Annotated in this window: 17 protein-coding genes; 9 read left to right on the top strand and 8 right to left on the bottom strand. The window is 39.7% G+C overall.

Annotated elements, in window-relative coordinates; translation table 11 throughout:
- Positions 1–47: 47 nt before the first annotated feature.
- Positions 48–1928, top strand: coding sequence for a methyl-accepting chemotaxis protein (locus ACLKML_RS19975; RefSeq protein ID WP_413284704.1), 1881 nt, complete (start codon positions 48–50; stop codon positions 1926–1928).
- 346 nt (positions 1929–2274) lie between these two features.
- Here the strand turns inward: ACLKML_RS19975 and pflB are convergent, their stop codons facing one another.
- Positions 2275–4551: a formate C-acetyltransferase gene (gene pflB / locus ACLKML_RS19970; RefSeq protein WP_413284703.1), complete on the bottom strand. Its 2277-nt coding sequence runs from the start codon at positions 4549–4551 to the stop codon at positions 2275–2277.
- A 239-nt stretch (positions 4552–4790) separates the two neighbouring features.
- A complete protein-coding gene (locus tag ACLKML_RS19965; protein ID WP_413284702.1) occupies positions 4791–6332 on the bottom strand; it encodes a DUF3360 family protein in 1542 nt (513 codons plus the stop codon).
- 867 nt (positions 6333–7199) lie between these two features.
- Between ACLKML_RS19965 and ACLKML_RS19960 the strand changes: the two genes are divergently transcribed.
- The 4 genes from ACLKML_RS19960 (at position 7200) to ACLKML_RS19945 (ending at position 10540) form a co-directional block, all read left to right on the top strand.
- Positions 7200–7970 carry an ABC transporter ATP-binding protein gene (locus tag ACLKML_RS19960; RefSeq protein WP_413284701.1) on the top strand — a complete coding sequence of 257 codons (771 nt, stop codon included), beginning with the start codon at positions 7200–7202 and terminating at the stop codon, positions 7968–7970.
- A 174-nt stretch (positions 7971–8144) separates the two neighbouring features.
- Complete coding sequence (locus ACLKML_RS19955; RefSeq protein ID WP_413284700.1) at positions 8145–8912, top strand: ABC transporter substrate-binding protein; 768 nt, start codon at positions 8145–8147, stop codon at positions 8910–8912.
- Positions 8913–9119: 207 nt separating this feature from the next.
- The gene (locus ACLKML_RS19950) at positions 9120–9860 is read left to right on the top strand and encodes an ABC transporter permease (protein WP_317715287.1); all 741 of its coding nucleotides are present in this window, start codon (positions 9120–9122) and stop codon (positions 9858–9860) included.
- A 2-nt stretch (positions 9861–9862) separates the two neighbouring features.
- Positions 9863–10540: an ABC transporter permease gene (locus ACLKML_RS19945; protein WP_317715286.1), complete on the top strand. Its 678-nt coding sequence runs from the start codon at positions 9863–9865 to the stop codon at positions 10538–10540.
- 100 nt (positions 10541–10640) lie between these two features.
- On the opposite strand, the gene xthA is transcribed toward ACLKML_RS19945, so the two are convergent.
- A complete protein-coding gene (gene xthA / locus ACLKML_RS19940; protein ID WP_413284699.1) occupies positions 10641–11447 on the bottom strand; it encodes an exodeoxyribonuclease III in 807 nt (268 codons plus the stop codon).
- A gap of 300 nt (positions 11448–11747) precedes the next feature.
- On the opposite strand from xthA, the gene ACLKML_RS19935 reads away from it, so the two are divergent.
- A complete protein-coding gene (locus ACLKML_RS19935; RefSeq protein ID WP_413284698.1) occupies positions 11748–13865 on the top strand; it encodes a methyl-accepting chemotaxis protein in 2118 nt (705 codons plus the stop codon).
- A gap of 107 nt (positions 13866–13972) precedes the next feature.
- Here the strand turns inward: ACLKML_RS19935 and purB are convergent, their stop codons facing one another.
- From purB to mnmA, 3 genes are all read right to left on the bottom strand, one after another.
- Entirely contained in the window at positions 13973–15343 is a 1371-nt protein-coding gene (gene purB / locus ACLKML_RS19930; protein WP_413284697.1) for an adenylosuccinate lyase, read from the bottom strand.
- Between the two features lie 168 nt (positions 15344–15511).
- Entirely contained in the window at positions 15512–16129 is a 618-nt protein-coding gene (gene hflD / locus ACLKML_RS19925) for a high frequency lysogenization protein HflD (protein WP_413284696.1), read from the bottom strand.
- Between the two features lie 28 nt (positions 16130–16157).
- Positions 16158–17288, bottom strand: a complete 1131-nt coding sequence (gene mnmA / locus ACLKML_RS19920) for a tRNA 2-thiouridine(34) synthase MnmA (protein WP_413285940.1) — start codon at positions 17286–17288, stop codon at positions 16158–16160.
- 325 nt (positions 17289–17613) lie between these two features.
- Here mnmA and ACLKML_RS19915 point away from each other — a divergent pair, with 325 nt between their 5' ends.
- The gene (locus ACLKML_RS19915; RefSeq protein WP_413284695.1) at positions 17614–17883 is read left to right on the top strand and encodes a hypothetical protein; all 270 of its coding nucleotides are present in this window, start codon (positions 17614–17616) and stop codon (positions 17881–17883) included.
- On the opposite strand, the gene ACLKML_RS19910 is transcribed toward ACLKML_RS19915, so the two are convergent.
- Positions 17867–18577, bottom strand: coding sequence for a pseudouridine synthase (locus tag ACLKML_RS19910; protein ID WP_413284694.1), 711 nt, complete (start codon positions 18575–18577; stop codon positions 17867–17869). The two genes, ACLKML_RS19915 and ACLKML_RS19910, sit on opposite strands and share 17 nt — an antisense overlap.
- 296 nt (positions 18578–18873) lie before the next feature.
- On the opposite strand from ACLKML_RS19910, the gene ACLKML_RS19905 reads away from it, so the two are divergent.
- On the top strand, positions 18874–21105 hold the full coding sequence (locus tag ACLKML_RS19905; RefSeq protein WP_413284693.1) for an NADP-dependent isocitrate dehydrogenase: 2232 nt from the start codon (positions 18874–18876) through the stop codon (positions 21103–21105).
- Positions 21106–21268: 163 nt separating this feature from the next.
- On the opposite strand, the gene cspD is transcribed toward ACLKML_RS19905, so the two are convergent.
- On the bottom strand, positions 21269–21490 hold the full coding sequence (gene cspD / locus ACLKML_RS19900; RefSeq protein WP_413284692.1) for a cold shock domain-containing protein CspD: 222 nt from the start codon (positions 21488–21490) through the stop codon (positions 21269–21271).
- A gap of 391 nt (positions 21491–21881) precedes the next feature.
- Between cspD and clpS the strand changes: the two genes are divergently transcribed.
- Positions 21882–22202, top strand: coding sequence for an ATP-dependent Clp protease adapter ClpS (gene clpS / locus ACLKML_RS19895; RefSeq protein WP_413284691.1), 321 nt, complete (start codon positions 21882–21884; stop codon positions 22200–22202).
- Positions 22203–22243: the final 41 nt, after the last annotated feature.

Here is a 22243-nt window from a genome sequence, read left to right as displayed (position 1 = left end):
AATCTCAGCTACTATAAAATCGTCACTGCTAGGGAGAAATAAAATATATGGATGTTTTTTTGTTATCACAAAAAGCCAAAATTTGGTTAGTTTTGGGAGTTCTGGTTACTGGTTTCATTTCTGTTGCTGGTTTTACCATGTTCAATTTAAAGGACATGGAAACCCAATATCAATTAAGTAATGAAGTGACCAAAGGTTCCGCTGCCATTGAACAGACGGAAATCAATTTACTGAAACTGGTCAACGGTTTATCTTCCATGAGTTCGGATAAGGTCGACGATGTAAAACGTGCGTTATTAGATATAGAGCGAGAAGGTGCGGACAATAAAAGGTATCTTGATAGTGTTGGTCTAGGCGTTCAAGCTGATAACTTTTTGGCTTTGATCGAGCGATATAAACAAGCCATGCAACCATGGATGGAGTTAAGGAGTGAACTTGGATTTAATGCTGATGATGGTAAGTTATTAAAAATAAAAGAATTAGCCAACATAATTGAAAGTAAAATAGCAGAAACTGGCATGGTTACGTTGACCTCTGATTTTCAAGTTATGATCAAAGCCCAACAAAATTATCTTCTTAGCCCTAATGAACAAAATCTGAAATTATTTAATCGAGCTAAGGCTGGTTTTGTCAATGTTTCTAATACGTATGCAATGTTGGAATTATACGAGAGTGAGTTGCAACAATTCACAGCTATTTTCGAACGCATCTCATTGTTATCGGGTCAATTGACCTCTCTAGAAAATAATTTATATTCGAATCAGCAAGCGGTCCTTTCTACAGTGGAACAGATCACGAAAGAGCTGAGCTCCATTAGTGATCGTTATCAGCAAACCGCGGTGGAAAAAGCCGACTCTTCGTTATGGGCAATATTAAGCGCTTTTCTAGCTTTGATTATCATCACTATAGCCATTTTTGTTACTTTGATTCTTTCAATCACACGTTCGTTAACGGCGACTAACGAGGCGTTAAATTCGATGTCTAAAGGTAATTTGGCGATTAGGATGAATGAAACATCCAATAGCAAAGATGAATTTAATCAGTTGGCGCATGCTATCAACCAAACATGCGAAAACTTGGCTGAATTAGTAAAAGAAGTGCAGAGCAGTAGCGAAGGACTTTCAAGTCATGCGGAAAAACTCAATCAAGGCATTGATAAGGTGGTTTTGAGCCAAGAGGAAGCGATGGAGCAGACACAGATATTAGCGTCTGCCACGGAAGAGGTGAGTGTTACTACCCTACAAGTATCTAATAGTTTAGAGCGAGTGTCTGAAGTGAGTAAATCATCTGTTCAATCAGCAGAGGATGGAGGGAAAGTAATCACATCTGCTATTGAATCTATAGAAGAAATTGGCACAGTATTAACTCATGCAGCGTCACATATTCAGCAACTTGAAGAAGCATCAAATAAAATTGACTCGGTGATGGACATCATTAATAGTATTGCTGAACAAACTAATTTATTGGCGTTAAACGCAGCAATTGAAGCTGCACGTGCTGGTGAACAAGGGCGAGGTTTTGCAGTTGTTGCAGATGAAGTAAGAAGCTTGGCGGTGAGAACGGTTCAAGCGGTTGCAGAAATTTCTACTACTATTGATACACTCAAGACAGAAAGTTCAGAAGTGATTCAGTACATTGCTAAATCTGAACAATCTATGGATATTGGACGTGAACGAAGCAATGAGGCGGTTGAAGCCTTACTTGATATAACTGCCAAAGCGGAAGAAGCCAGTAATCAAACTGACTTAATTTTCGCATCAATTCGTGACGTTGCCACTACGAGCCAATCGATGGCAGATGGCATGTCACACATTTCGAGCTCAATGGCGTCTATCGCTCAAAGTAATATTGAACTCAAACAAACAAGTCAACTGGTCGATCAAAGGTCGACGACTCTTAACCAAGAATGTCAGAAGTTTACTTTATAATCACTGAGCTATTTAAGATTTTGATATAGATGAAACTAAACTTAAAGACAATATCAAAAGACAGTATGCCCTTTGATATTGTCGATTGATATTAAAGCCTGCAAGCTGTTTTATCCAAACTGCAACGTACTAGGATTGGTTGTGGACCAGTTAATAAATTAGTCAAAGAATCAGTCAGCGAGCCAAGCCAATCAGTCAGCCAAGGTAATTAGTTAGCCAAGGCAATCAGTTAAACAAGCGAAAAGTTAATCGGTCACATAAGCAACAAAAAAGCCTCACATAATAGTGAGGCTTTTAGCTATATAGGCCGCTTTATACTATGGCCTATACTGTACGTGCTACTGAATTATAGAGATTCAGTGAAAGTACGTGCGATTACGTCAGCTTGTTGCTCTGCAGTAAGAGAGTTAAAGCGTACCGCATAACCAGATACACGAATCGTTAACTGAGGATATTTCTCAGGGTGTTTAACTGCGTCTTGAAGTGTTTCGCGGTTAAGAACGTTAACGTTAAGGTGCTGACCACCTTCAATACCTGTTTCATGGTGGAAGTAACCATCCATAAGGCCGGCAAGGTTTGCTTTCTGAGCGCTATCATCTTTACCTAATGCATTAGGTACGATAGAGAACGTGTAAGAAATACCATCTTTTGCGTCAGCAAACGGTAGTTTACCTACTGATGTTAAAGAAGCTACCGCCCCTTTTTCATCACGTCCGTGCATTGGGTTAGCACCTGGAGCAAATGGAGCACCAGCACGGCGACCGTCTGGAGTATTACCTGTTTTCTTACCATATACGACGTTTGAAGTGATCGTAAGGATAGATTGCGTTGGAACAGCATCACGGTAAGTTTTCAGTTTACGGATTTTACCCATAAATACTGACACAAGTTCACAAGCGATATCATCTACACGAGGATCGTTGTTACCGAATTTAGGATAGTCACCTTCGATTTCAAAGTCGACAGCAATGCCGTCTTCGTCACGAACAGGTTTAACAGTTGCGTATTTGATTGCAGACAATGAATCAGCAGCAACGGATAGACCAGCAATACCACAAGCCATAGTACGGTATACATCACGATCATGTAGAGCCATTAGTGACGCTTCGTAGCTGTATTTGTCATGCATGTAATGAATGCTGTTTAGAGCTGTCACGTATTGTTTAGCAAGCCAGTCCATGAAATGGTCCATCTTGTCCCAAAGTTCATCATAAGAAAGAACTTCAGAAGTGATTTTTTCCATTGTTGGGCCAACTTGAGCTTTAGATTTTTCATCAACACCGCCGTTGATAGTATAAAGCATTGTTTTAGCAAGGTTAGCACGAGCGCCGAAGAACTGCATTTGCTTACCAACAACCATTGGTGATACACAGCAAGCGATAGCGTAATCGTCAGATTCCATATCTGGGCGCATTAAATCATCGTTTTCGTATTGAATAGAAGACGTATCAATAGACACTTTCGCACAGAAACGTTTAAATCCGTCAGGTAGTTGCTCAGACCAAAGTACCGTAATGTTTGGCTCAGGGCTTGGACCCATGGTGTACAAGCTATTTAGGAAACGGAAGTTAGTACGTGAAACTAGTGTACGTCCGTCAAGACCCATACCACCCATTGATTCTGTTGCCCAGATTGGGTCACCAGAGAATAATTCATCATATTCAGGCGTACGTAGGAAACGAACCATACGTAGCTTCATTACAAAATGGTCAATCATTTCTTGAGCTTGAGCTTCAGTGATTTTGCCAGCTGCGATATCGCGCTCGATGAAAATATCTAGGAAAGTCGATGTACGACCAAGAGACATTGCGGCACCATTTTGAGATTTAACTGCAGCTAGGTAGCCGAAGTAAGTCCACTGTACAGCTTCTTGAGCCGTTGTTGCTGGGCCTGAAATATCACAGCCATATTTGGCTGCCATTTGTTTGATTTGACCCAGAGCGCGATGTTGTTCTGCAATTTCTTCACGAAGTTGCATAGTCGCAGTAAGATCTTCACCGTTCTCAAATTTTTCTTGTAGAGAGGTGAATTGAGCCAGTTTGTCTTTCATCAAGAAATCGATACCGTACAGCGCAATACGACGATAATCACCGATGATACGGCCACGGCCATAGGCATCTGGAAGACCAGTTAAAACGCCTGATTTACGACATGCTAGGATATCAGGAGTATAGATATCGAAAACACCAGCATTGTGAGTTTTACGATACTCTTTATAGATTTTGCTAACCATAGGATCAAGTTCGCGATCGTATGCTTTAGCTGAACCTTCAACCATGCGGATACCACCATTAGGAATGATAGCGCGTTTTAATGGAGCATCAGTTTGTAGACCAACGATGGTTTCTAAATCTTTATTGATATAACCAGCATCGTGTGCAGTGATGGTAGAAATAACCGAAGTATCGAAATCAACAGGTGCGTGAGTGCTATTTTCCTGTTTGATGCCTTCCATTACTTTATCCCAAAGCGTATTCGTTGCTTCAGTACCTTCAGAAACTAGGAAAGATTCGTCACCTTCATAAGGTGTATAGTTTTTTTGTATGAAATCACGAACGTTAACTTCGTTATTCCAATCTCCGTCAGTAAAACCTTCCCAAGCTTTAGCAAATTGCTCTGCCATGATATACCTACCTTTTTCGTAGAAAAATTACGTACTGTTTTCACTTTGTTCAGCTAGTGCCGAAGCACACAGTACACTCTTTAATTAATAAAAATATGTATGCTCAATGATTTCTCATTAAACCATAGATATTGTCACCAAAATTGCCAATTTAATTTACCTTTCAAATTATATTGTAAAATTTCAAAAAAATATACAATAAAAAATGGGCAACATGATTGCTACCCATTTTTTCTCACTTATAAGAAGCCAGGAATGCCATATTTGCCCTCAAACATACCAACAGCAAGCATCGCGATGAGACAGATAACAAGTACCCCTGCCGGAATGACTAGTTTATCGATTATGGATAATTTTTGAGCACGTTCTTTATTGCCAATTAAACCATTATTATCAAGTAACATGGTCAGAGCCCACGCCAATACTGGGTTTACCACTGCAGACGCAAAGATACAAATACCAGCAGAATGAGAGTCTTTAGTATCTTTAACCATCTGCATACCTGCTTCTAAAAGTGGTAAAAATACACCAACTAACAGAGCAACACGCATAACTGGTGGCCATACTGCAACATCCATTGGGAAACCTAAGATTGCAATAATCATCACTAACAATCCGAGTAAAATGGCACCACCAGGAATAGGGCGTTTTGCTATAGCGGCTGGGATCATGTAAGTCCCCCAAGAAGAGGTAATGTTTCCGCCACCAACGGCTGTACCTACCATTTGACGAATAGAACACATAGTCATGGTGTCATCTACATCCATTAATACACGTTGAGTTCGTCTAGGATAGTTGAGTTCTTGGAAAATACGGTGTCCTAAGAAGTCTGGTGACCACATCGCAACGGCTAGAATGGCAAACGGTAAAGAAGCAATAAAGTGTTGCAGGTTTGGTAAACCTAACATCCATCCTTCTTGCGTATTGCCCCACCAATAAACTGGATTGAGGTTCGGAAGACCAGTTTGAGTTTCAAAAGTAAGGTCGAACCCAGCACCAAAAATTAGAGCAATAAGTAAGCCTGTGACCGCGCAAGCAGGGATAGCTAACCAGCGTTTATTAATTTTCGCCAGAAAAGCATAAAGGACTACATTGACCGCCAAAACAATTAACCCTATGTATCCCATACTTCCTTTAGCAATGTCGGCAGACTCAAGGCCCACAGCCCAAGATTGAATTTGTGCTATTTGGCTCATAGTTCCGGTAAAGCCAAGGTAAACGAGCAAACCACCAGCAACCCCTTCACTGGTTAAATTGACTAATTTGGAACCGCCTTTGAAGTAGCTCAATAGTAAGCCAAAGACACCTAGTAAAATAGCAAGTGCCAATGGATGAGCACCGGCTAAAGCAATAGTCCCTATAAGTGGAATCATTGGACCATGATTACCCGCGAGGTTGGCGCGTGGATTAATGAAACCAGAAGCAAGGACACAAAAAAGTAAAGCAGGAATAAGCATTTCAACTCGAGCAACCTCGATAGCGAATTCTTTTCCTAAAGAGATATGGTCCCATGCTTGAGTTAAACCATCTGCCCAAGACATCATTACAGCGGAGTACATGGCGATAATACCAATAGTGCCGGCAAGCGCAGGTACAAGATCTTCAAGTTCGAAGCGAAAGTCACGACCGGGTAAGTTCAACCCGTAGCGACGTGGATTCATAATCTGAAGTTCGTGATCTAGGTATTCAGAGCGACTAGAGAACTCAGAAGCAGGGCGGTGAAGTTCTGAATAACTCTGCCCTTCTTTTTCTGAGTGGTCTTTATTAACTACGTCTGACATAGATTCCTCATATATTTTAGTTAATTGTTTAAGTTATTAATTAGCTTGTCAGCAATTATGCTTTTGCTGTACCTATTGTTTATTTCATGTAACACAAAGTTAGTGTGCTTAAAGAATATGTCAAAAAATAGAGATAAGGGGTAAATTTACCTCACTATTTGAGTGCTGAGTGTAGCAAGCTACCTATTTGGGGTGGTTGATCTCGATCATTTATTGAAAATTAGTGAAAAAAAACTACATAATTAGTAAATTTTATTCAGCTGTGGCTACGTTATATCGTGAAACTTAGCCTGTAGTTGGCAATTAATATTACTTTTAAAAGTATCAATGACGATTGCAGTAAGCGGGCCGGAATTTACAATCATAGTAATGAAAAGTATGGCCTAGAGAAATATGGCATTGAGGTGATCTGATCGAGAGTTTATTTTTATGGTGTCAAAAATAGAACGATGGAGGTTTTAAGGTATTTAAATGAATAAAATTAACACAAGCCAGATTTACAAAAATTAAAAATCGTGATTATTCGGCAGTCGTGAATTTTTTATTATTCTGTTTTATATTCATTTATCAATGCTAACTTCTAGATATCGTTATTTTTATGATACTAAAAGTTATTTATATTGGGTTATACAGCTTAAATTAACTTTACCTTTACATGCTATTAGTGTTTTGTCTAGGTTGATATTGCTGTTTTATGCGCATTCAATTGGTTTTATAGCCTGTGAATGAATAAAAATTCAGCACTATTGCTTGTGTATGGCTTTCTTATCAGTTAATAATTTGTTGCATGTTGTCTTTATGAATGCTAATTTGTATCGATTAAAGAGGTCGGATAACCTCAATATTTTGCACAGGGAGTAGTGGCGCATGCATGATGTTCCAGCGCTGAACATAAAAGATGTACACAAAACATTTGGTCAGAATGAAGTGCTCAAAGGCATTTCACTTGAAGCTCATAAAGGTGACGTAATTTCGATTATTGGCTCATCTGGTTCTGGCAAAAGTACCTTCCTCCGTTGCATCAACTTATTGGAAACACCTACCGCAGGCCAAATTTGGGTTAATGGCGAACTTATTGAAATGAAAAATAATCGTCAAGGTGAGTCTGTTCCTGTAAGTGAGAAACAAGTACAACGTATTCGTTCACGTTTGGCCATGGTTTTCCAAGGTTTTAATTTGTGGTCCCACCTAACGGTTCTAGAAAATGTAATAGAAGCCCCTATTCATGTGCTAGGCGTTCCTCGAGCAGAAGCGATAGAAAAAGGCAGAGCCTTGTTAGATAAAGTCGGCCTATTGGAAAGAAAGGATTATTACCCTGGCCATCTTTCTGGTGGTCAACAACAACGTGCGGCAATTGCCAGAGCGCTAGCGGTTGATCCTGAAGTTATGCTGTTTGATGAACCTACATCTGCGCTCGATCCAGAATTGGTTGGAGAGGTTTTAGGTGTTATGCGTGATCTTGCTGACGAAGGACGGACTATGTTGGTGGTTACCCACGAAATGGCTTTTGCACGTGATGTCTCAAATCATGTGATGTTTCTCCATCAAGGAGTAGTTGAAGAGGAAGGTAATCCTGAGGATCTGTTTACTAATCCAAGTTCTGCCAGGCTTAAACAGTTTATATCTTCAATCTACTAAAACGATCATCTATCGATACACTTTTTAGATGCGTTGTTGGACATAGATCAGGTACGGCATCGCTTTGAAAAATAAATAATATTTTGTAAATATAAAAAGGTTTTCTAAATCGGTTATTACATTAAACAATAACTCAAAAACGAAACCGACACGCAAATACACAGGAGTATGGAAATGAAAAAGTGGTTATTAGCGGCAACATTAGCAGCTACAGCGTTAACCGGTACAGCTCAAGCAAAGGATTGGAAAGTTGTACGTTTTGGTATTGAGGGTGCTTATCCTCCTTTTAGTAAAACAGAAGCGGATGGTTCACTAAGCGGTTTTGATGTGGATATGGCCAATGCACTTTGTACTGAAATGGCGGTAGAATGTAAAATTGTACCACAGGATTGGGATGGTATTATTCCTTCTTTGCTTGCACGTAAATACGACGCAATAATCGCGGCTATGTCTATTACGGAAGAGCGTAAGCAGAAAGTTGATTTTACTGGTAAATATGCAGTTATTCCAAATAAATTTATTGCTAAAAAAGGCGCAGGACTTGATTTTTCTAACCTTGACGGTGTGAAGATTGGTGTGCAACGTGCAACGACTCATGACAAATATATAACGGATAACTACAAAGACGTAGAGATCGTTCGTTATGGTTCTTTCGATGAAGCTTATCTTGACCTAAACAATGGCCGTATTGCAGCTGTATTAGGTGATGCATCAGCGCTTGAAGAAGGTGTGCTTAACCAGAAAGGTGGTGAGGGATACGAATTTGTTGGTCCTTCACTTACTGACCCTAAATGGTTTGGTGATGGAATGGGTATAGCGGTACGTAAGCAAAATAAAGATTTAACCGCTAAGCTAGATGCAGCAATTATTGCATTGCGTGAAAAAGGTATTTATCAAGAAATTCAAGCTAAATACTTTAACTACGATGTTTACGGTGACTAATACGCGAGTGTGACTAATTAGCTGCCGTAGTTAATTAGTCTAGAGAGGTGGCAGAAATGCCACCTTGCTTTTCTTGAATGTGGCTATTCAACAGATAATTTCATCGCTTAAACTTATGTCGTTTTGGATGTTTAAGTTTGCATGGAGTCCCATGTTGAATAGTTATAAATTCAGTCAATCATATTACTGAGTAATGGACTACTTACCATGTTCGACTTACAAGGGTACGAAGCTTCTATATTAAGTGGTGCACTGCTCACCATTGAAGTGGCAGTTTTATCGTTAGTATTAGCTATGATTCTCGGAATGGCGGGTGCATTGGCTAAAATGGCACCTTATCGCTTTGCTCGTTCTATTGCCACCTTATATACCACCGTTATTCGCGGCATTCCCGATCTCGTTTTAATGATGTTGATTTTTTTCGGTGGCCAAATTTTACTTAATAATAGTTTATATGCGGTCAATGAATGGTTAAATGAGTGGATGACTTCATCCGATCCTAGCCATGAATGGACAGCATACCTACCGGATTACATTGATGTAAGCCCTTTTGTAGCTGGTGTATTAACGATAGGCTTTATTTTTGGTGCTTATATGGCGGAAACATTCCGCGGTGCAATGATGGCCGTTGATAAAGGAGAATTAGAGGCGGCTAAGGCGTACGGTATGAGCGGTCCAATGGCTTTTAAGCGAATTTTATTACCGCAAATGATTCGTCATGCTTTACCCGGTTTTGGTAACAATTGGTTAGTGTTATTAAAAACAACAGCATTGGTTTCAATTATTGGTTTAGAAGATATGGTTAGAGTTGGTTCGCTTGCTGCGGGTTCAACTAAGATGCCATTTACGTTTTATATGACGATTGCCATCATTTTCTTGATTTTCACTAGTATTTCCACTGGATTACTTAAACTAGCGGAACGTAAGTTCAGCATACATACGAGGTAGTCATGGATTTTTCATTAATTATTGAAAGTTTACCGATATATTTTGAAGGATTATGGACAACCGTTTGGTTGGTTTCTATCTCTTTGATTTTGGGGTTATGTATTGCAATTCCTTTAGCTATTTGCAGGAACAGCCATAATCCTTTATTGCGCTTTCCTGCTTGGGCTTATATTTATTTCTTCCGAGGTACCCCGTTGTTGGTGCAGTTATACCTAATTTATTATGGTATGGATCAGTTTATGGCTGTCAAAGATACCTTATGGGAAAACGCTTGGTTCTGTGCTTTGGTTTCTTTTGTATTAAATACTTCTGCTTATAGTTCTGAAATAATACGCGGATCGATCAATGGGCTGCCAAAAGGCGAAGTGGAAGCAGCAAAAGCTTACGGTATGAGTACATGGAAAACTTACAAACGTATTGTTTTACCTAGTGCTTTACGTCGTTCGTTGCCTGCTTACAGTAATGAAGCGATATTTATGCTACATGGCTCTGCGGTGGCGGGGATTGTTACTATCCTTGATTTGACAGGTGCTGCTCGCTTGGTGAATTCGCGTTATTACGCGCCTTTTGAGTCTTTTCTCACCGCAGGATTATTCTATATGTGTGTGACGTTTTGTATTCTTTGGATGTTCAAAAAAGCAGAGAAAAAATATTTGGCTTATATGAGACCGCTAAGCTGAGGTTTTTATCTAATCAATTTGGCTCATCATCTTAACCAAAAAAGCCCTAACGAATGAAACTGTTAGGGCTTTTTTATAGGTTTTGATCAGAGATTAACGATTATTCGAATGTCGACCAAATAGGAGCGTGATCAGATGGTTTTTCAATGCCGCGTAACTCATAGTCGATACCTGATTCGATGCATCTTTCTGCTAATTTTGCAGTGGCGAGTACCACGTCAATTCGTAGGCCGCGATTGTCATCAAAGCCACGCGAACGATAATCAAACCAAGAGAATAGGTTATCCACGTCGGGATGAAGATTCCTAAAGGTATCTTCAAAGCCCCAGTCCAATAAGGTAGTTAGCCATTCGCGTTCTTCTGGTTGGAATGAACATTTACCCGTTTTTAACCAACGTTTGCGGTTTACTTCACCAATACCAATGTCTAAATCGATTGGGCTAATATTTATGTCGCCCATTACTATAATATTATCTTCGTTAGTATGGTATTGATTAAGGTAGCCCATTAAATCCTTATAAAACTGACGTTTATACTGATATTTAGTTTCATGTTCTACATTATCACCTTGCGGGAAGTAGCCATTTAAAACGGTGGTTTTTTCGCCATTTTCGTCGGAAAATGTTGCCATAATCATACGTTTTTGATGGTCTTCATTATCGCTAGGAAAACCATACTGTACGGATATCGGTTCTTGTTTACACATCATCGCAACACCGTAATGGGCTTTTTGACCATGAAAGTAAACTTTGTAGCCCATTGCTTCAACGGCTTCTATAGGGAAAGCATCGTTATGAACCTTTATTTCCTGTAGGCCAATAACATCCGGTTGATGCTTATCAATAATAGCTTGCAGCTGATGAAGTCGTGCTCGTAATCCATTGATATTAAAACTAATTACTTTCATGTTGTTATGTTATCCTTCTGAATCTATTTTGCTGGTTTCATTATTTTTAGCAAACCGAATGAGGTTGAACGATCATTCGTAAGATGAGTGCTGATTTTTGTTTACGGTACTTTTTGTTCATGGGATTTTTACGTTAAAGATATTAGCATTTTTAAGCGAGAGTTGTGGCTCAATTTAGCCTAGAGGAATAAGGTAAACGACAAAATAAGTTAATTTAAAGGTAAACTTATTCTTCAAAATGCCGATAAAGTTAAAATAGTAAACAGAATAGTAAATTTAGAATAATTAAAGGGTTTTGTCATGCGGTCAATGTCTGTTCAATGGAAGATTTCCCTATTATCAGGGCTATGTCTGATTGTTACTTCCATTTCTCTTATCGGTTTCTCTATTTATAGTGGTTTGGAAAATCAAAAAACGATTAAATTATTTAGCAACGAATCGGTTATATCCAAATCAGAACAATTACTCCAAGCTCAGTCAGAACAAAATGCAACCGAAGCGATTAATTATCTGCAAGAGGCATTACATCGGGCCGAAATGCTAGGCAAAATGTCTGTATTTTTGCAGCAAAATGCGGAAGACAATTTTACGGCTAGTGAGGATTTACGTACATCACTGCAAGATATGTTACGCCAATCAGTAGAAAGCTTTGCTAGCATAGAAAGCGCTTATTTAGTATTTGAAAAAGATGCACTTGATGGTGAAGATAGCAATTATCACGGTGCTGAATATGTTGGCTCTAATGAAGTGGGACGTTTCGCTACACAATGGCACCAGTCCGGCTCAAATGACGCTGCTGTGTCAAGTGTGCTTTCAGAAACCACTCTATCTGATGCCAACAATATACAAAAATTCGTTTGTCCGCTAACCAGTAGACAAACGTGTCTATCATCACCGGTGATGATAGACCATCTAGGCAACACTATTTTTACTTCATCGATAGCTTATCCATTAATCAGAGATGATGAGGTGGTTGGCGTTTTAGGCTTAGAGCTTAATTTGGCTAATCTTCAAGATATTGCAATTCAAACTGATGCTAAATTATTCTCGGGTAAAGGTCATGTCTCTATTGTAAGTGAAAATGGGATGCTAGTAGCGAGTGACGAAGCTTCAAAAAGCATAGGTGAAGTAGCAGCCGTAGAGAGTTTGGCAGCCGATCAATTAGATCAATTTTTGCGTTCGGGAGCCGCTCAAACGATTTGGAGTAGTGATGGTAATTGGCTTATTGTTTTTGCTCCAGTTAAAGTGGCAAATCAGAATTGGGGTGTGTTGATAGAAATTCCAGCACAAAGTGTGTTGGAAGACGCCAATCTTTTAGATAAAGCCATTGTTGAACGCATGGATAAAAGCGTGCAGTCCGAGATGATTGTTGGTTTCTTGTTTGTTGTTATCGGTCTAGCAATTATTGCGGCAAGTTCAAAGGCATTAGTTACACCAATTAAACAAATGGTTGATAGGTTGAATGATATAGCGTCTGGAGAAGGCGATCTAACTCAACGCATTGAAGTGAAAAATGGAGATGAAATAGGTCAGCTCGCACAGGGTTTTAATTCTTTTTTGACTAAACTTCAGAGCACCATTTCTCAGGTTGTTGCAACGAGTGAACAAGTGGCTAGTACGGCCAAAGACGCTCAAGTTTCTGTATCCGATACCCGTCAAAGCAGCGGTTCATTATTTAAAGAAGTCGATTTAGTTGCGACAGCATCAGAAGAACTAACCTTGACCGGTGAACAAGTGTTCCAAAATGCTGAAGTGGCTGTAGACGCAGCGACTAAAGCTAGTCTAGCCGCTACATCAGGTCAACAAGTGATACAACGGTCTTCTGATGAAATGGCCAAACTAGTAAATAGAATGCAGTTAGCGGTTCCTGTAGTGGAGGAACTAGCTGAAAACAATGCCAGTATCACCGACATTTTAGGGGTCATTGAAGCCATTTCTGAACAGACTAACCTCCTAGCGCTTAATGCCGCGATAGAAGCCGCCAGAGCTGGCGAGCAGGGGAGAGGCTTTGCGGTGGTAGCAGACGAAGTTCGTAATCTAGCCAGCAGAACGTATTCCTCGGTGGCTGAGATCAAGTTAGTGATTGATAAAGTGCAAACGGGTACACATGATGTAGTGTCTGCTATTCAGGAAGGTAATGAACTCGCCTGCCATACATCGTCTGAAGTGAATAGTGCCGCAGAGCAACTTTGTACTATATTTGAGGCAATTTCTGAAATTAATGACATGAACAATCAGATTGCACGAGCAGCGAAAGAGCAGCAGATTGTTTCTGGTGAGGTCAATCACAATGTGTCGAATATCCGAGAGTTGAGTAGTCAAATCTTAGCTCTTGCCGAAGCATCTGAATCGGTAGGAATCCAAATTGCTGGGCTAGCTGCCGAGCAACAAACCTTGGTGAGTCAATTTAAGGTTTAAGTCTGAGATCTATTAAACAAAAAGGTTGCTCATAATGAGCAACCTTTTTTAGTACTAACCACTTAGTTAACCGATTAGAGTAGAACTTATCGATTAGAGTTTGTAGATTAAAGCTTATCAGTTAGCTCGATAGCTTGGCCAATATAGTTCGCTGGTGTCATTTTCTTCAGGCGAACTTTTTCTTCTTCAGGTAAGTCAAGTCCATCAATAAATGCACGCATTGCGTCACCATCAACACGTTTACCTCGTGTTAATTCTTTCAGTTTTTCATACGGTTTTTCGATGGCATATCGACGCATTACTGTTTGAATCGGTTCAGCTAAAACTTCCCAGTTTTTATCAAGTTCAGCAAGCAGTGCTTCGCGATTTACTTCTAGCTTGCTAATCCCTTTTAAGGTTGAAGTATAGGCAATAATTGCATAGCCACAACCCACACCAAGGTTTCTTAGCACAGTAGAATCGGTTAAATCACGCTGCCAACGTGAGATAGGCAATTTTTGCGCTAAATGGGTAAATACAGCATTAGCTAAACCTAAGTTACCTTCTGAATTTTCGAAGTCGATAGGGTTTACTTTATGTGGCATGGTTGATGAGCCAATCTCACCAGCAATGGTTTTTTGTTTAAAGTGACCTAAAGCAATATATCCCCATATATCGCGATCAAAATCGATAAGTATGGTGTTGAAACGAGCGATGGCATCAAATAATTCGGCAATATAGTCGTGAGGTTCTATTTGAGTAGTGTATGGATTCCATGTAACTCCTAGAGATTGAGTAACAAACGTTTCGCTGAATTCATGCCAATCTACATCAGGATAAGCGGAAAGATGGGCGTTGTAGTTTCCTACTGCACCATTGATTTTTGCTAGTATCTCAACGTTTTCAATTTGCTTATATTGGCGTTCCATACGATAAGCTACGTTGGCCATTTCTTTACCCAACGTAGATGGAGAAGCCGGTTGACCGTGAGTACGCGATAATAACGGGATGTCACGATACTCTACTGCTAGCGCTTTAATTGCGTCAATAATGCGACCAATTTCAGGCAAAATTATCGTTTCACGCGCTTCTTTTAACATCAATGCGTGCGAGGTGTTATTAATATCTTCTGAAGTACAAGCAAAATGAATAAATTCATTTACAGCATGCAGTTCAGGAACTTCGGCCACTTTTTCTTTTAGAAAATATTCAACAGCTTTAACATCATGGTTAGTGGTGCTTTCAATGTCTTTGATTCGTTGAGCATCTGCTTCATTGAAATTCTCTGCTACCTGATCAAGAAATGCATTTGCTTGATCACTAAAAGCAGGCACTTCAACAATAGCTTGTGTCGCTGAAAGCTTCTGTAACCAACGGATTTCAACGATGGTTCTATACTTTAGTAGACCGTATTCGCTGAAGATACTGCGTAACGCAATCGTTTTACTTCCGTATCGTCCATCTACGGGTGAAACAGCAGTCAATGCTGACAGTTCCATGGTGATTCTCCTGAATATAGTGGGGTTAATGGCTAACTTTTATTGTGTGTTCAAATTAATATTGACGGGTTTAAACTAATATTTTGTGTCAAAACTAATATTGTCTGGTAAAACTAATACTGTATTAAAGGGTTACTGCATATGGTTTTGGTATTGTGATTATCGATTTTATAACCTTGCCAATAGAATTTGTGCTTGTTCGACCATTTTTTTACGACCAAATACCATGTGACGTCGCTTTCCTCCAACCTGTCTCCAAAGGACAGTACTACGTATTCCGGATAGTAGCAGCGCACGGACTTTGTGTTGATTACTGGTTTGTTGCAATACAGATGGCGTACCCGTAACTTGAATTCGAGGGCCTATTGGGCTTATTACTTCGAGATAGATACTGGCTATGTTGCTGATCATTTGCTCATCAAAAAGATCATAGTGATTGGCTTGACGCTCGATCATCTGTAATCTTTCACCTAACTGGCTCATCGCGTCACTTTTTTGATTTAATTTGCGCTCTAGCGCCATCAAACTAATAATGTAGCGAGTCACCTCACTTCCCATTGGCGTACTATCAATGCCTTTAATCATGCATTCGAGGCCAATTTTGAGATCAGACTCGTGGCCAAAAACATCTAATGTATTAGCGGGAGAAGTGTTAATTATGGCTTTTATAGAAGCTTTAAAGGCATCAGAGTCGCAATAACCATCTTTTGCTACTTGTTGAACAAGTGCTACAGCTTGGCAGATGCCTGCAAAAGCAATGGTACGATCATAGAGTGTATTTGCCACTTAAAGCTCCTATTTAAATCTGTTTTTGTTAAATACGTTGTTCAATAATACCGCCACCTAGGCAGATATCATCTTTATAAAACACAGCCGATTGACCAGGGGTGACCGCAACCTGAGGATCATCGAATATCACTTTGATATTATCGTGGTCAATGGGCGTTATTGTACACGGAATATCTTTTTGACGATAACGAGTTTTTACGGTGCAATTCATTGGCTCTGTTATTACTTCTCGGTCAACCCAATGAAGTTGAGATGCAATTAAGCCATTTGACTTTAATAGAGGATGATCCGAGCCCTGAACGGCAATTAATACATTGCGTTTTAAATCTTTGTCTGCAACATACCATGGGTCTTCATTACCACCACCGCCTTTTTGTCCACCGATGTGTAATCCTTTACGCTGACCGAGAGTATGATACATTAACCCTTGGTGCTCACCAATTTCTTTGCCTTCAGGCGTTTCTATTTTTCCTGGTTGAGCGGGTAGGTATCGACCTAAAAATTCAGTGAACTTTCGTTCACCAATAAAACATATGCCAGTAGAATCTTTTTTCTCCGCAGTAACCAAACCTTGCTGTTCTGCAATGCGTCTTACTTCTGGTTTTTCCAGCTCGCCGACTGGAAATAGACTTCGACTAATCTGCTCATGGCTCAGAGTGTATAAAAAATAACTCTGATCTTTATTATTATCGATACCACGTAGCATTTGTGGTTTTTTTGTTTGGTCTTGCGCATTGGTTGACTGTTCTGGGAACGTACGTCGTACATAGTGCCCCATTGCAATATAATCTGCTTCTAAAACCTCGTCGGCAAATTCTAAAAATGCTTTAAACTTGATTTCTTTATTACAAAGAATATCTGGGTTGGGTGTTCTGCCTGCTTTGTATTCTGCTAAAAAATATTCGAACACATTATCCCAATATTCTGCTGCAAAATTAATTGTATGAAGATAGATACCGAGTTTATCGCACACCGCTTGTGCATCGGCGAGGTCTTCTGCTGCGGTGCAATACTCTTCATCATCATCTTCTTCCCAGTTCTTCATAAACAGTCCTTCGACTTGGTAGCCTTGTTGTTGCAGAAGATAAGCGGAAACAGAAGAGTCTACACCGCCGGACATTCCGACAATGACCTTTTTTTGGCTGTTTTCAGACATGGCTTTGTTCTCAGGCATTGTTAATTCCAAACTTGGTTAATTACAGGTACACACATTACTGGTTGTATACATTATTCATTTCAAATAGACCGTTATTTCATTCGTGATTAAGCGACTTTTTTCTAATCTTCAAGATAGGTGAGTCATCGCTACCATCACACGGGCGGTGATTCTACCAGAAACAATTTAAAGGATACAGTTTAGCGATAAGGTTCACAGATTTGCTGTCAAATAAGATAAATTCTGGCATTAGAATCAATAAATTCATTCGATATTGCACGGTTATCTGGCATAGTTTAGTCCGATTATTTTTAGAGACAAATACATGAGCGATCAAAATGAATTTATGGACCAAGCCGTACTAATAGAAACAATTGAAAATCAATTAGCGGATGGTGAACCAATTAAAGTAAAAGAAACCCTGATGCGTCTAGTGATGACAGGTGCGTCACAACAAGATGCGAAAGAGATGATGGCCTGCGCCTTAGCTATTGAAGTGTTTGATGTGATGAAAAATGGGGCAAAGTTTGATCAAAAACGTTATGCCCAACATTTAGATTTACTGCCAGATCTTGGTTTTATGGAAGGAGAGTAGACGACATTTTTATATGGCGAAATTCACCGGGTGCTAAATCTTGTAAAGTCTGTTGCCCCATGGCATAACGAATCAGCCTTAACGTTGGGAAACCGATATTCGCAGTCATTCGTCTTACTTGTCGATTGCGACCTTCAATAATAGTGATCGCTAACCAAGTAGTGGGTATGGCTGCTCGAAACCTAACCGGAGGTATGCGCGGCCATACATTTGGTTCTGCGATTATTTCAACTTGAGCAGGTAAAGTTAAACCGTCTTTAAGTTCAACGCCATGTCGGAGTTTATCTAAGTCTTGCTCACTAGGTAACCCTTCGACTTGAACCCAGTAGGTTTTTGGTGATTTAGAACGAGGTTGAGTCAATTTTGCTTGTAGTTCACCATCGTTGGTCAATATCATTAGGCCTTCACTGTCTCTGTCTAATCGACCTGCCGCATACACATTTTTGACAGAAACAAAATCGGCTAATGTTTGCCTTTTAATGCCGTCAACGGATTTTTCGTCAGTAAATTGACTTAACGTGTCGTACGGTTTATTAAATATAAGCACGATGCGATCTTCTGCAGACACTGTCGATTTAACTTTGCGTTTTTTGACTCTATTTTTGCTCGATGAATTAGCACGTCGGTGTTTAAAATTAGTCGGTTTAGATTTGTCTGATTTAGACCAACTTGCACCCGTAGAGCGTGATGACATGTTAACTACCTTACATTTATGTAAACAAAGTGTTTGTAAAAGTTTGAATGTTAGCAAAATTAGGCTATCATTTTTGCGCCTAAAATATGGAATGCTGCACAATATGATAGACTAACTCGCCGAGATTGTTTAATTATAAAAATACAGCTGTTTAAGGGATGGACAAGAATTCAACTTAGACCATAAGAACATCAAGCATGTTTGGATATTCTGGATGTAATGGGAATACTAAACGTGTTAATCAAATACGGGCTTACTTCTCATCCAACTAGCCTCAGAAAATATAGGGAAATTTCATGCCTACAGAAAAACCGACCATCATTTATACCATTACTGATGAAGCTCCAGCACTAGCCACTCACTCATTGCTACCTATTATTCGTGCATTTACCGCGTCTTCTGGTATCGACGTTGACACACGCGATATTTCACTCGCGGGGCGTATTATTGCTAATTTCCCTGAGTATTTAGCTGAAGAGCAACGCATTGGTGATGCACTGACAGAATTAGGTGACTTAGCAAAGACACCAGAAGCTAATATCATCAAATTGCCCAATATTTCCGCATCGATACCGCAATTACAAGCTGCTATTAAAGAACTTCAGCAAAAAGGTTATGCGTTACCAGATTATCCTGAAGAGGCGGTAACCGATGAACAGAAAGCTATCCAAGATGCGTACGGCAGAATTAAAGGTAGTGCAGTAAACCCAGTGCTACGAGAGGGTAACTCAGACCGTAGAGCGCCGACGTCAGTTAAAAACTACGCTAAGAAAAATCCACATTCAATGGGTGAGTGGTCGGCTGATTCTAAATCTCACGTTGCAAGTATGGATGCGAATGACTTTTTTGGTAGTGAAACATCCGTCACAATTGATGGTGCAACAGAAGTAAGTATTCAACTTGTTAAAGCAAACGGTGAAACGCAAGTATTAAAAGATAAGCTAGCTTTACTGGATAAAGAAATTATTGATGCGTCAGTTTTAAATAAAAAAGCCTTGGTCGAGTTCTTTGACACAGAAACCGCTAAAGCAAAACAAGAAGATGTTTTACTTTCACTGCATTTAAAAGCAACTATGATGAAAGTGTCTGACCCGGTCATTTTTGGTTATGCGGTTAAAGCTTACTACAAAACAGTATTTGACCAATACGGCGATCTTTTTGACGAAATCGGCGTTGATGTGAATAATGGTATTGGTGATGTTTATGTCAAGATCCAAGCTTTACCAGAAGAGAAACAAGCTGAAATAAAAGCAGCATTACAAAGTGTTTATGCTGTGCAACCGCCATTAGCCATGGTTGACTCTGATCGCGGAATCACCAATTTACACGTGCCAAGTGATGTGATTGTGGATGCTTCTATGCCTGCAATGATCAGATCTTCAGGAAAAATGTGGGGACCAGACGGTCAACTTAAAGACACCAAAGCGATGATCCCTGATCGTTGTTATGCTGGTGTTTATCAAGCTGTTATTGATTTCTGTAAAGTCAATGGTGCGTTTGACCCTACAACAATGGGCAGCGTGCCTAATGTGGGCTTAATGGCACAAAAAGCAGAAGAATATGGCTCTCATGATAAAACGTTTGTGATTCAAGATGCCGGTACAGTGAATGTGGTTGATGCGTCAGGTCGTGTACTTATGCAACAAACCGTTGAGCAAGGCGATATCTTCCGTATGTGTCAAGTGAAAGACGCACCGATCAAAGATTGGGTTAAGCTGGCTGTATCACGAGCACGAGCAAGCAATGTGCCTGCTGTATTTTGGTTAGATTCTGCTCGTGCACACGATGCTGAATTGATTAAAAAAGTGAACGCTTATCTTCCTGAACACGATACTGCCGGTTTAGATATTAAAATTTTGTCACCTGTTGAAGCTACAGATTTTTCTTTAACGCGTATTAAACAAGGCCTAGATACCATCTCTGTTACAGGAAATGTATTGCGTGACTACCTTACCGATTTATTCCCAATTCTTGAGTTAGGTACTTCTGCTAAAATGCTATCTATTGTGCCGTTAATGAACGGTGGTGGCCTGTTTGAAACAGGAGCGGGTGGTTCCGCGCCTAAGCATGTTCAGCAAGTAGAAAAAGAGAACCATTTACGTTGGGATTCTTTAGGTGAATTTTTGGCACTAGCGGCATCTTTAGAGCATCTGAGTGTCGTCACCGGTAATGCAAAAGCCAAAGTTCTTGCCGATACTCTAGATAAAGCAACGGGTAAGTTTCTAGATACTAATAAGTCACCATCTCGCCGTGTTGGAGAGTTGGATAACCGTGGAAGTCATTACTACTTGGCAACTTATTGGGCTGAGGCACTGGCTGAGCAATCTGCAGATGCGGAACTTGCTGAGCAATTTGCACCGATAGCGACAACGTTGTCAGACAATGAAGAAGCCATTGTTAATGAGTTAAATTCAGCTCAAGGTGTGAAAGGAGACTTAGGAGGTTATTACTTCCCAGTTGATGATTTAGTTTCAAACCTAATGCGTCCAAGTACCACTTTAAACCAAGTGATAGATAGCTTGTTGTGAGCAGCCTTGTTATGAGTAGATTTGTTTTGTTACAAGCAGATTGCTTATAAGCTGATAAACAAATAAAAAACCCGCTGAGTGCGGGTTTTTTATTTTATGTACCGTTTTAACTAACTAATACATTCTTTAAACTGGGGTCTTATTTATAAAATCCCGTTGTTAGCTATTTTGCGTTTTGACCTTCAACCGGAACGATCGAACTAGCGTGAGAGCCTTTTGGCCCATCTTCGACTTCGTAGGACACTTGTTGACCTGCTTTTAATGTACGATAGCCGTCCATTTGAATGGTTGAGTAATGGGCAAAAATATCACCATCTTCATCTTCTGGGCAGATAAATCCAAATCCTTTGGCGTTGTTAAACCACTTAACTGTACCTGTAGCCATGCTTTCCATCCCTCATGCATTATGTAACTGAAGTTGTTTCAAATGATTGTATGCATATCACTTGAACTTGAGTGATTAGTACGTGTTTTGATCAACGAATAAATGTTATCACTATAGTACATAATTTAATCAATGAGCGAGTGCAGTCAATAGTTGAAAGCCATAAAAAATCGAAAAATTTCTTACAAATCATTTTTGAGATTCATAAAATGTCAGCTTTGTGATCGACTACTCAAACTTTTTGGTTGTTGTATAAGTGGTTATAATTTGCACAGTTGGAGGAATAAAATTAAAAGATGACGAAGTTTTATTTGCAGGGACACCAATGGTGAATTAGTCTCTATGTTAAAGAAAGGTAATTTGAACACTTTTCAATGACTCGATAAAAAAAATGAACAAAAAATTTGAATGGATAACTCCAGATTTAGACCTGCTGGAAAAAGAACAAGCTAAGGTCAAGGAACCATCTTTGTACCATGTTGTTTTGAATAATGACGATTATACGCCGATGGATTTTGTCATCGATATTTTGACCAGATATTTTTCCATGGATATGGAAAAAGCGACCCAGATAATGCTGCAAATTCATTACGAAGGTAAAGCGATTTGTGGTACTTATTCTGCTGAAATTGCGGAGACTAAAGTGGCGCAGGTCACTATGTACTCGAGAGAAAACGAGCATCCACTGTTATGTACGATGGAAAAGGCTTAATTTAATAGCGACTCATCAAATGTAGATTTGCTCATTGCGAG

This window comes from Vibrio sp. MA40-2, from assembly GCF_047302445.1.
GTDB lineage: Bacteria > Pseudomonadota > Gammaproteobacteria > Enterobacterales > Vibrionaceae > Vibrio.
The sequence above is the reverse complement of the archived record's forward strand: the minus strand, read 5'-3'. Positions and strand labels throughout refer to the sequence as shown.

Excerpts from the sequence above, each read along its gene's own strand:
- ACLKML_RS19975 (WP_413284704.1), top strand. The coding sequence starts at position 48 with ATGGATGTTTTTTTGTTATCACAAAAAGCCAAAATTTGGTTAGTTTTG.
- pflB (WP_413284703.1), bottom strand. The coding sequence starts at position 4,551 with ATGGCAGAGCAATTTGCTAAAGCTTGGGAAGGTTTTACTGACGGAGAT.
- ACLKML_RS19965 (WP_413284702.1), bottom strand. The coding sequence starts at position 6,332 with ATGTCAGACGTAGTTAATAAAGACCACTCAGAAAAAGAAGGGCAGAGT.
- ACLKML_RS19960 (WP_413284701.1), top strand. The coding sequence starts at position 7,200 with ATGCATGATGTTCCAGCGCTGAACATAAAAGATGTACACAAAACATTT.
- ACLKML_RS19955 (WP_413284700.1), top strand. The coding sequence starts at position 8,145 with ATGAAAAAGTGGTTATTAGCGGCAACATTAGCAGCTACAGCGTTAACC.
- ACLKML_RS19950 (WP_317715287.1), top strand. The coding sequence starts at position 9,120 with ATGTTCGACTTACAAGGGTACGAAGCTTCTATATTAAGTGGTGCACTG.
- ACLKML_RS19945 (WP_317715286.1), top strand. The coding sequence starts at position 9,863 with ATGGATTTTTCATTAATTATTGAAAGTTTACCGATATATTTTGAAGGA.
- xthA (WP_413284699.1), bottom strand. The coding sequence starts at position 11,447 with ATGAAAGTAATTAGTTTTAATATCAATGGATTACGAGCACGACTTCAT.
- ACLKML_RS19935 (WP_413284698.1), top strand. The coding sequence starts at position 11,748 with ATGCGGTCAATGTCTGTTCAATGGAAGATTTCCCTATTATCAGGGCTA.
- purB (WP_413284697.1), bottom strand. The coding sequence starts at position 15,343 with ATGGAACTGTCAGCATTGACTGCTGTTTCACCCGTAGATGGACGATAC.
- mnmA (WP_413285940.1), bottom strand. The coding sequence starts at position 17,288 with ATGTCTGAAAACAGCCAAAAAAAGGTCATTGTCGGAATGTCCGGCGGT.
- ACLKML_RS19915 (WP_413284695.1), top strand. The coding sequence starts at position 17,614 with ATGAGCGATCAAAATGAATTTATGGACCAAGCCGTACTAATAGAAACA.
- ACLKML_RS19910 (WP_413284694.1), bottom strand. The coding sequence starts at position 18,577 with ATGTCATCACGCTCTACGGGTGCAAGTTGGTCTAAATCAGACAAATCT.
- ACLKML_RS19905 (WP_413284693.1), top strand. The coding sequence starts at position 18,874 with ATGCCTACAGAAAAACCGACCATCATTTATACCATTACTGATGAAGCT.
- cspD (WP_413284692.1), bottom strand. The coding sequence starts at position 21,490 with ATGGCTACAGGTACAGTTAAGTGGTTTAACAACGCCAAAGGATTTGGA.
- clpS (WP_413284691.1), top strand. The coding sequence starts at position 21,882 with ATGAACAAAAAATTTGAATGGATAACTCCAGATTTAGACCTGCTGGAA.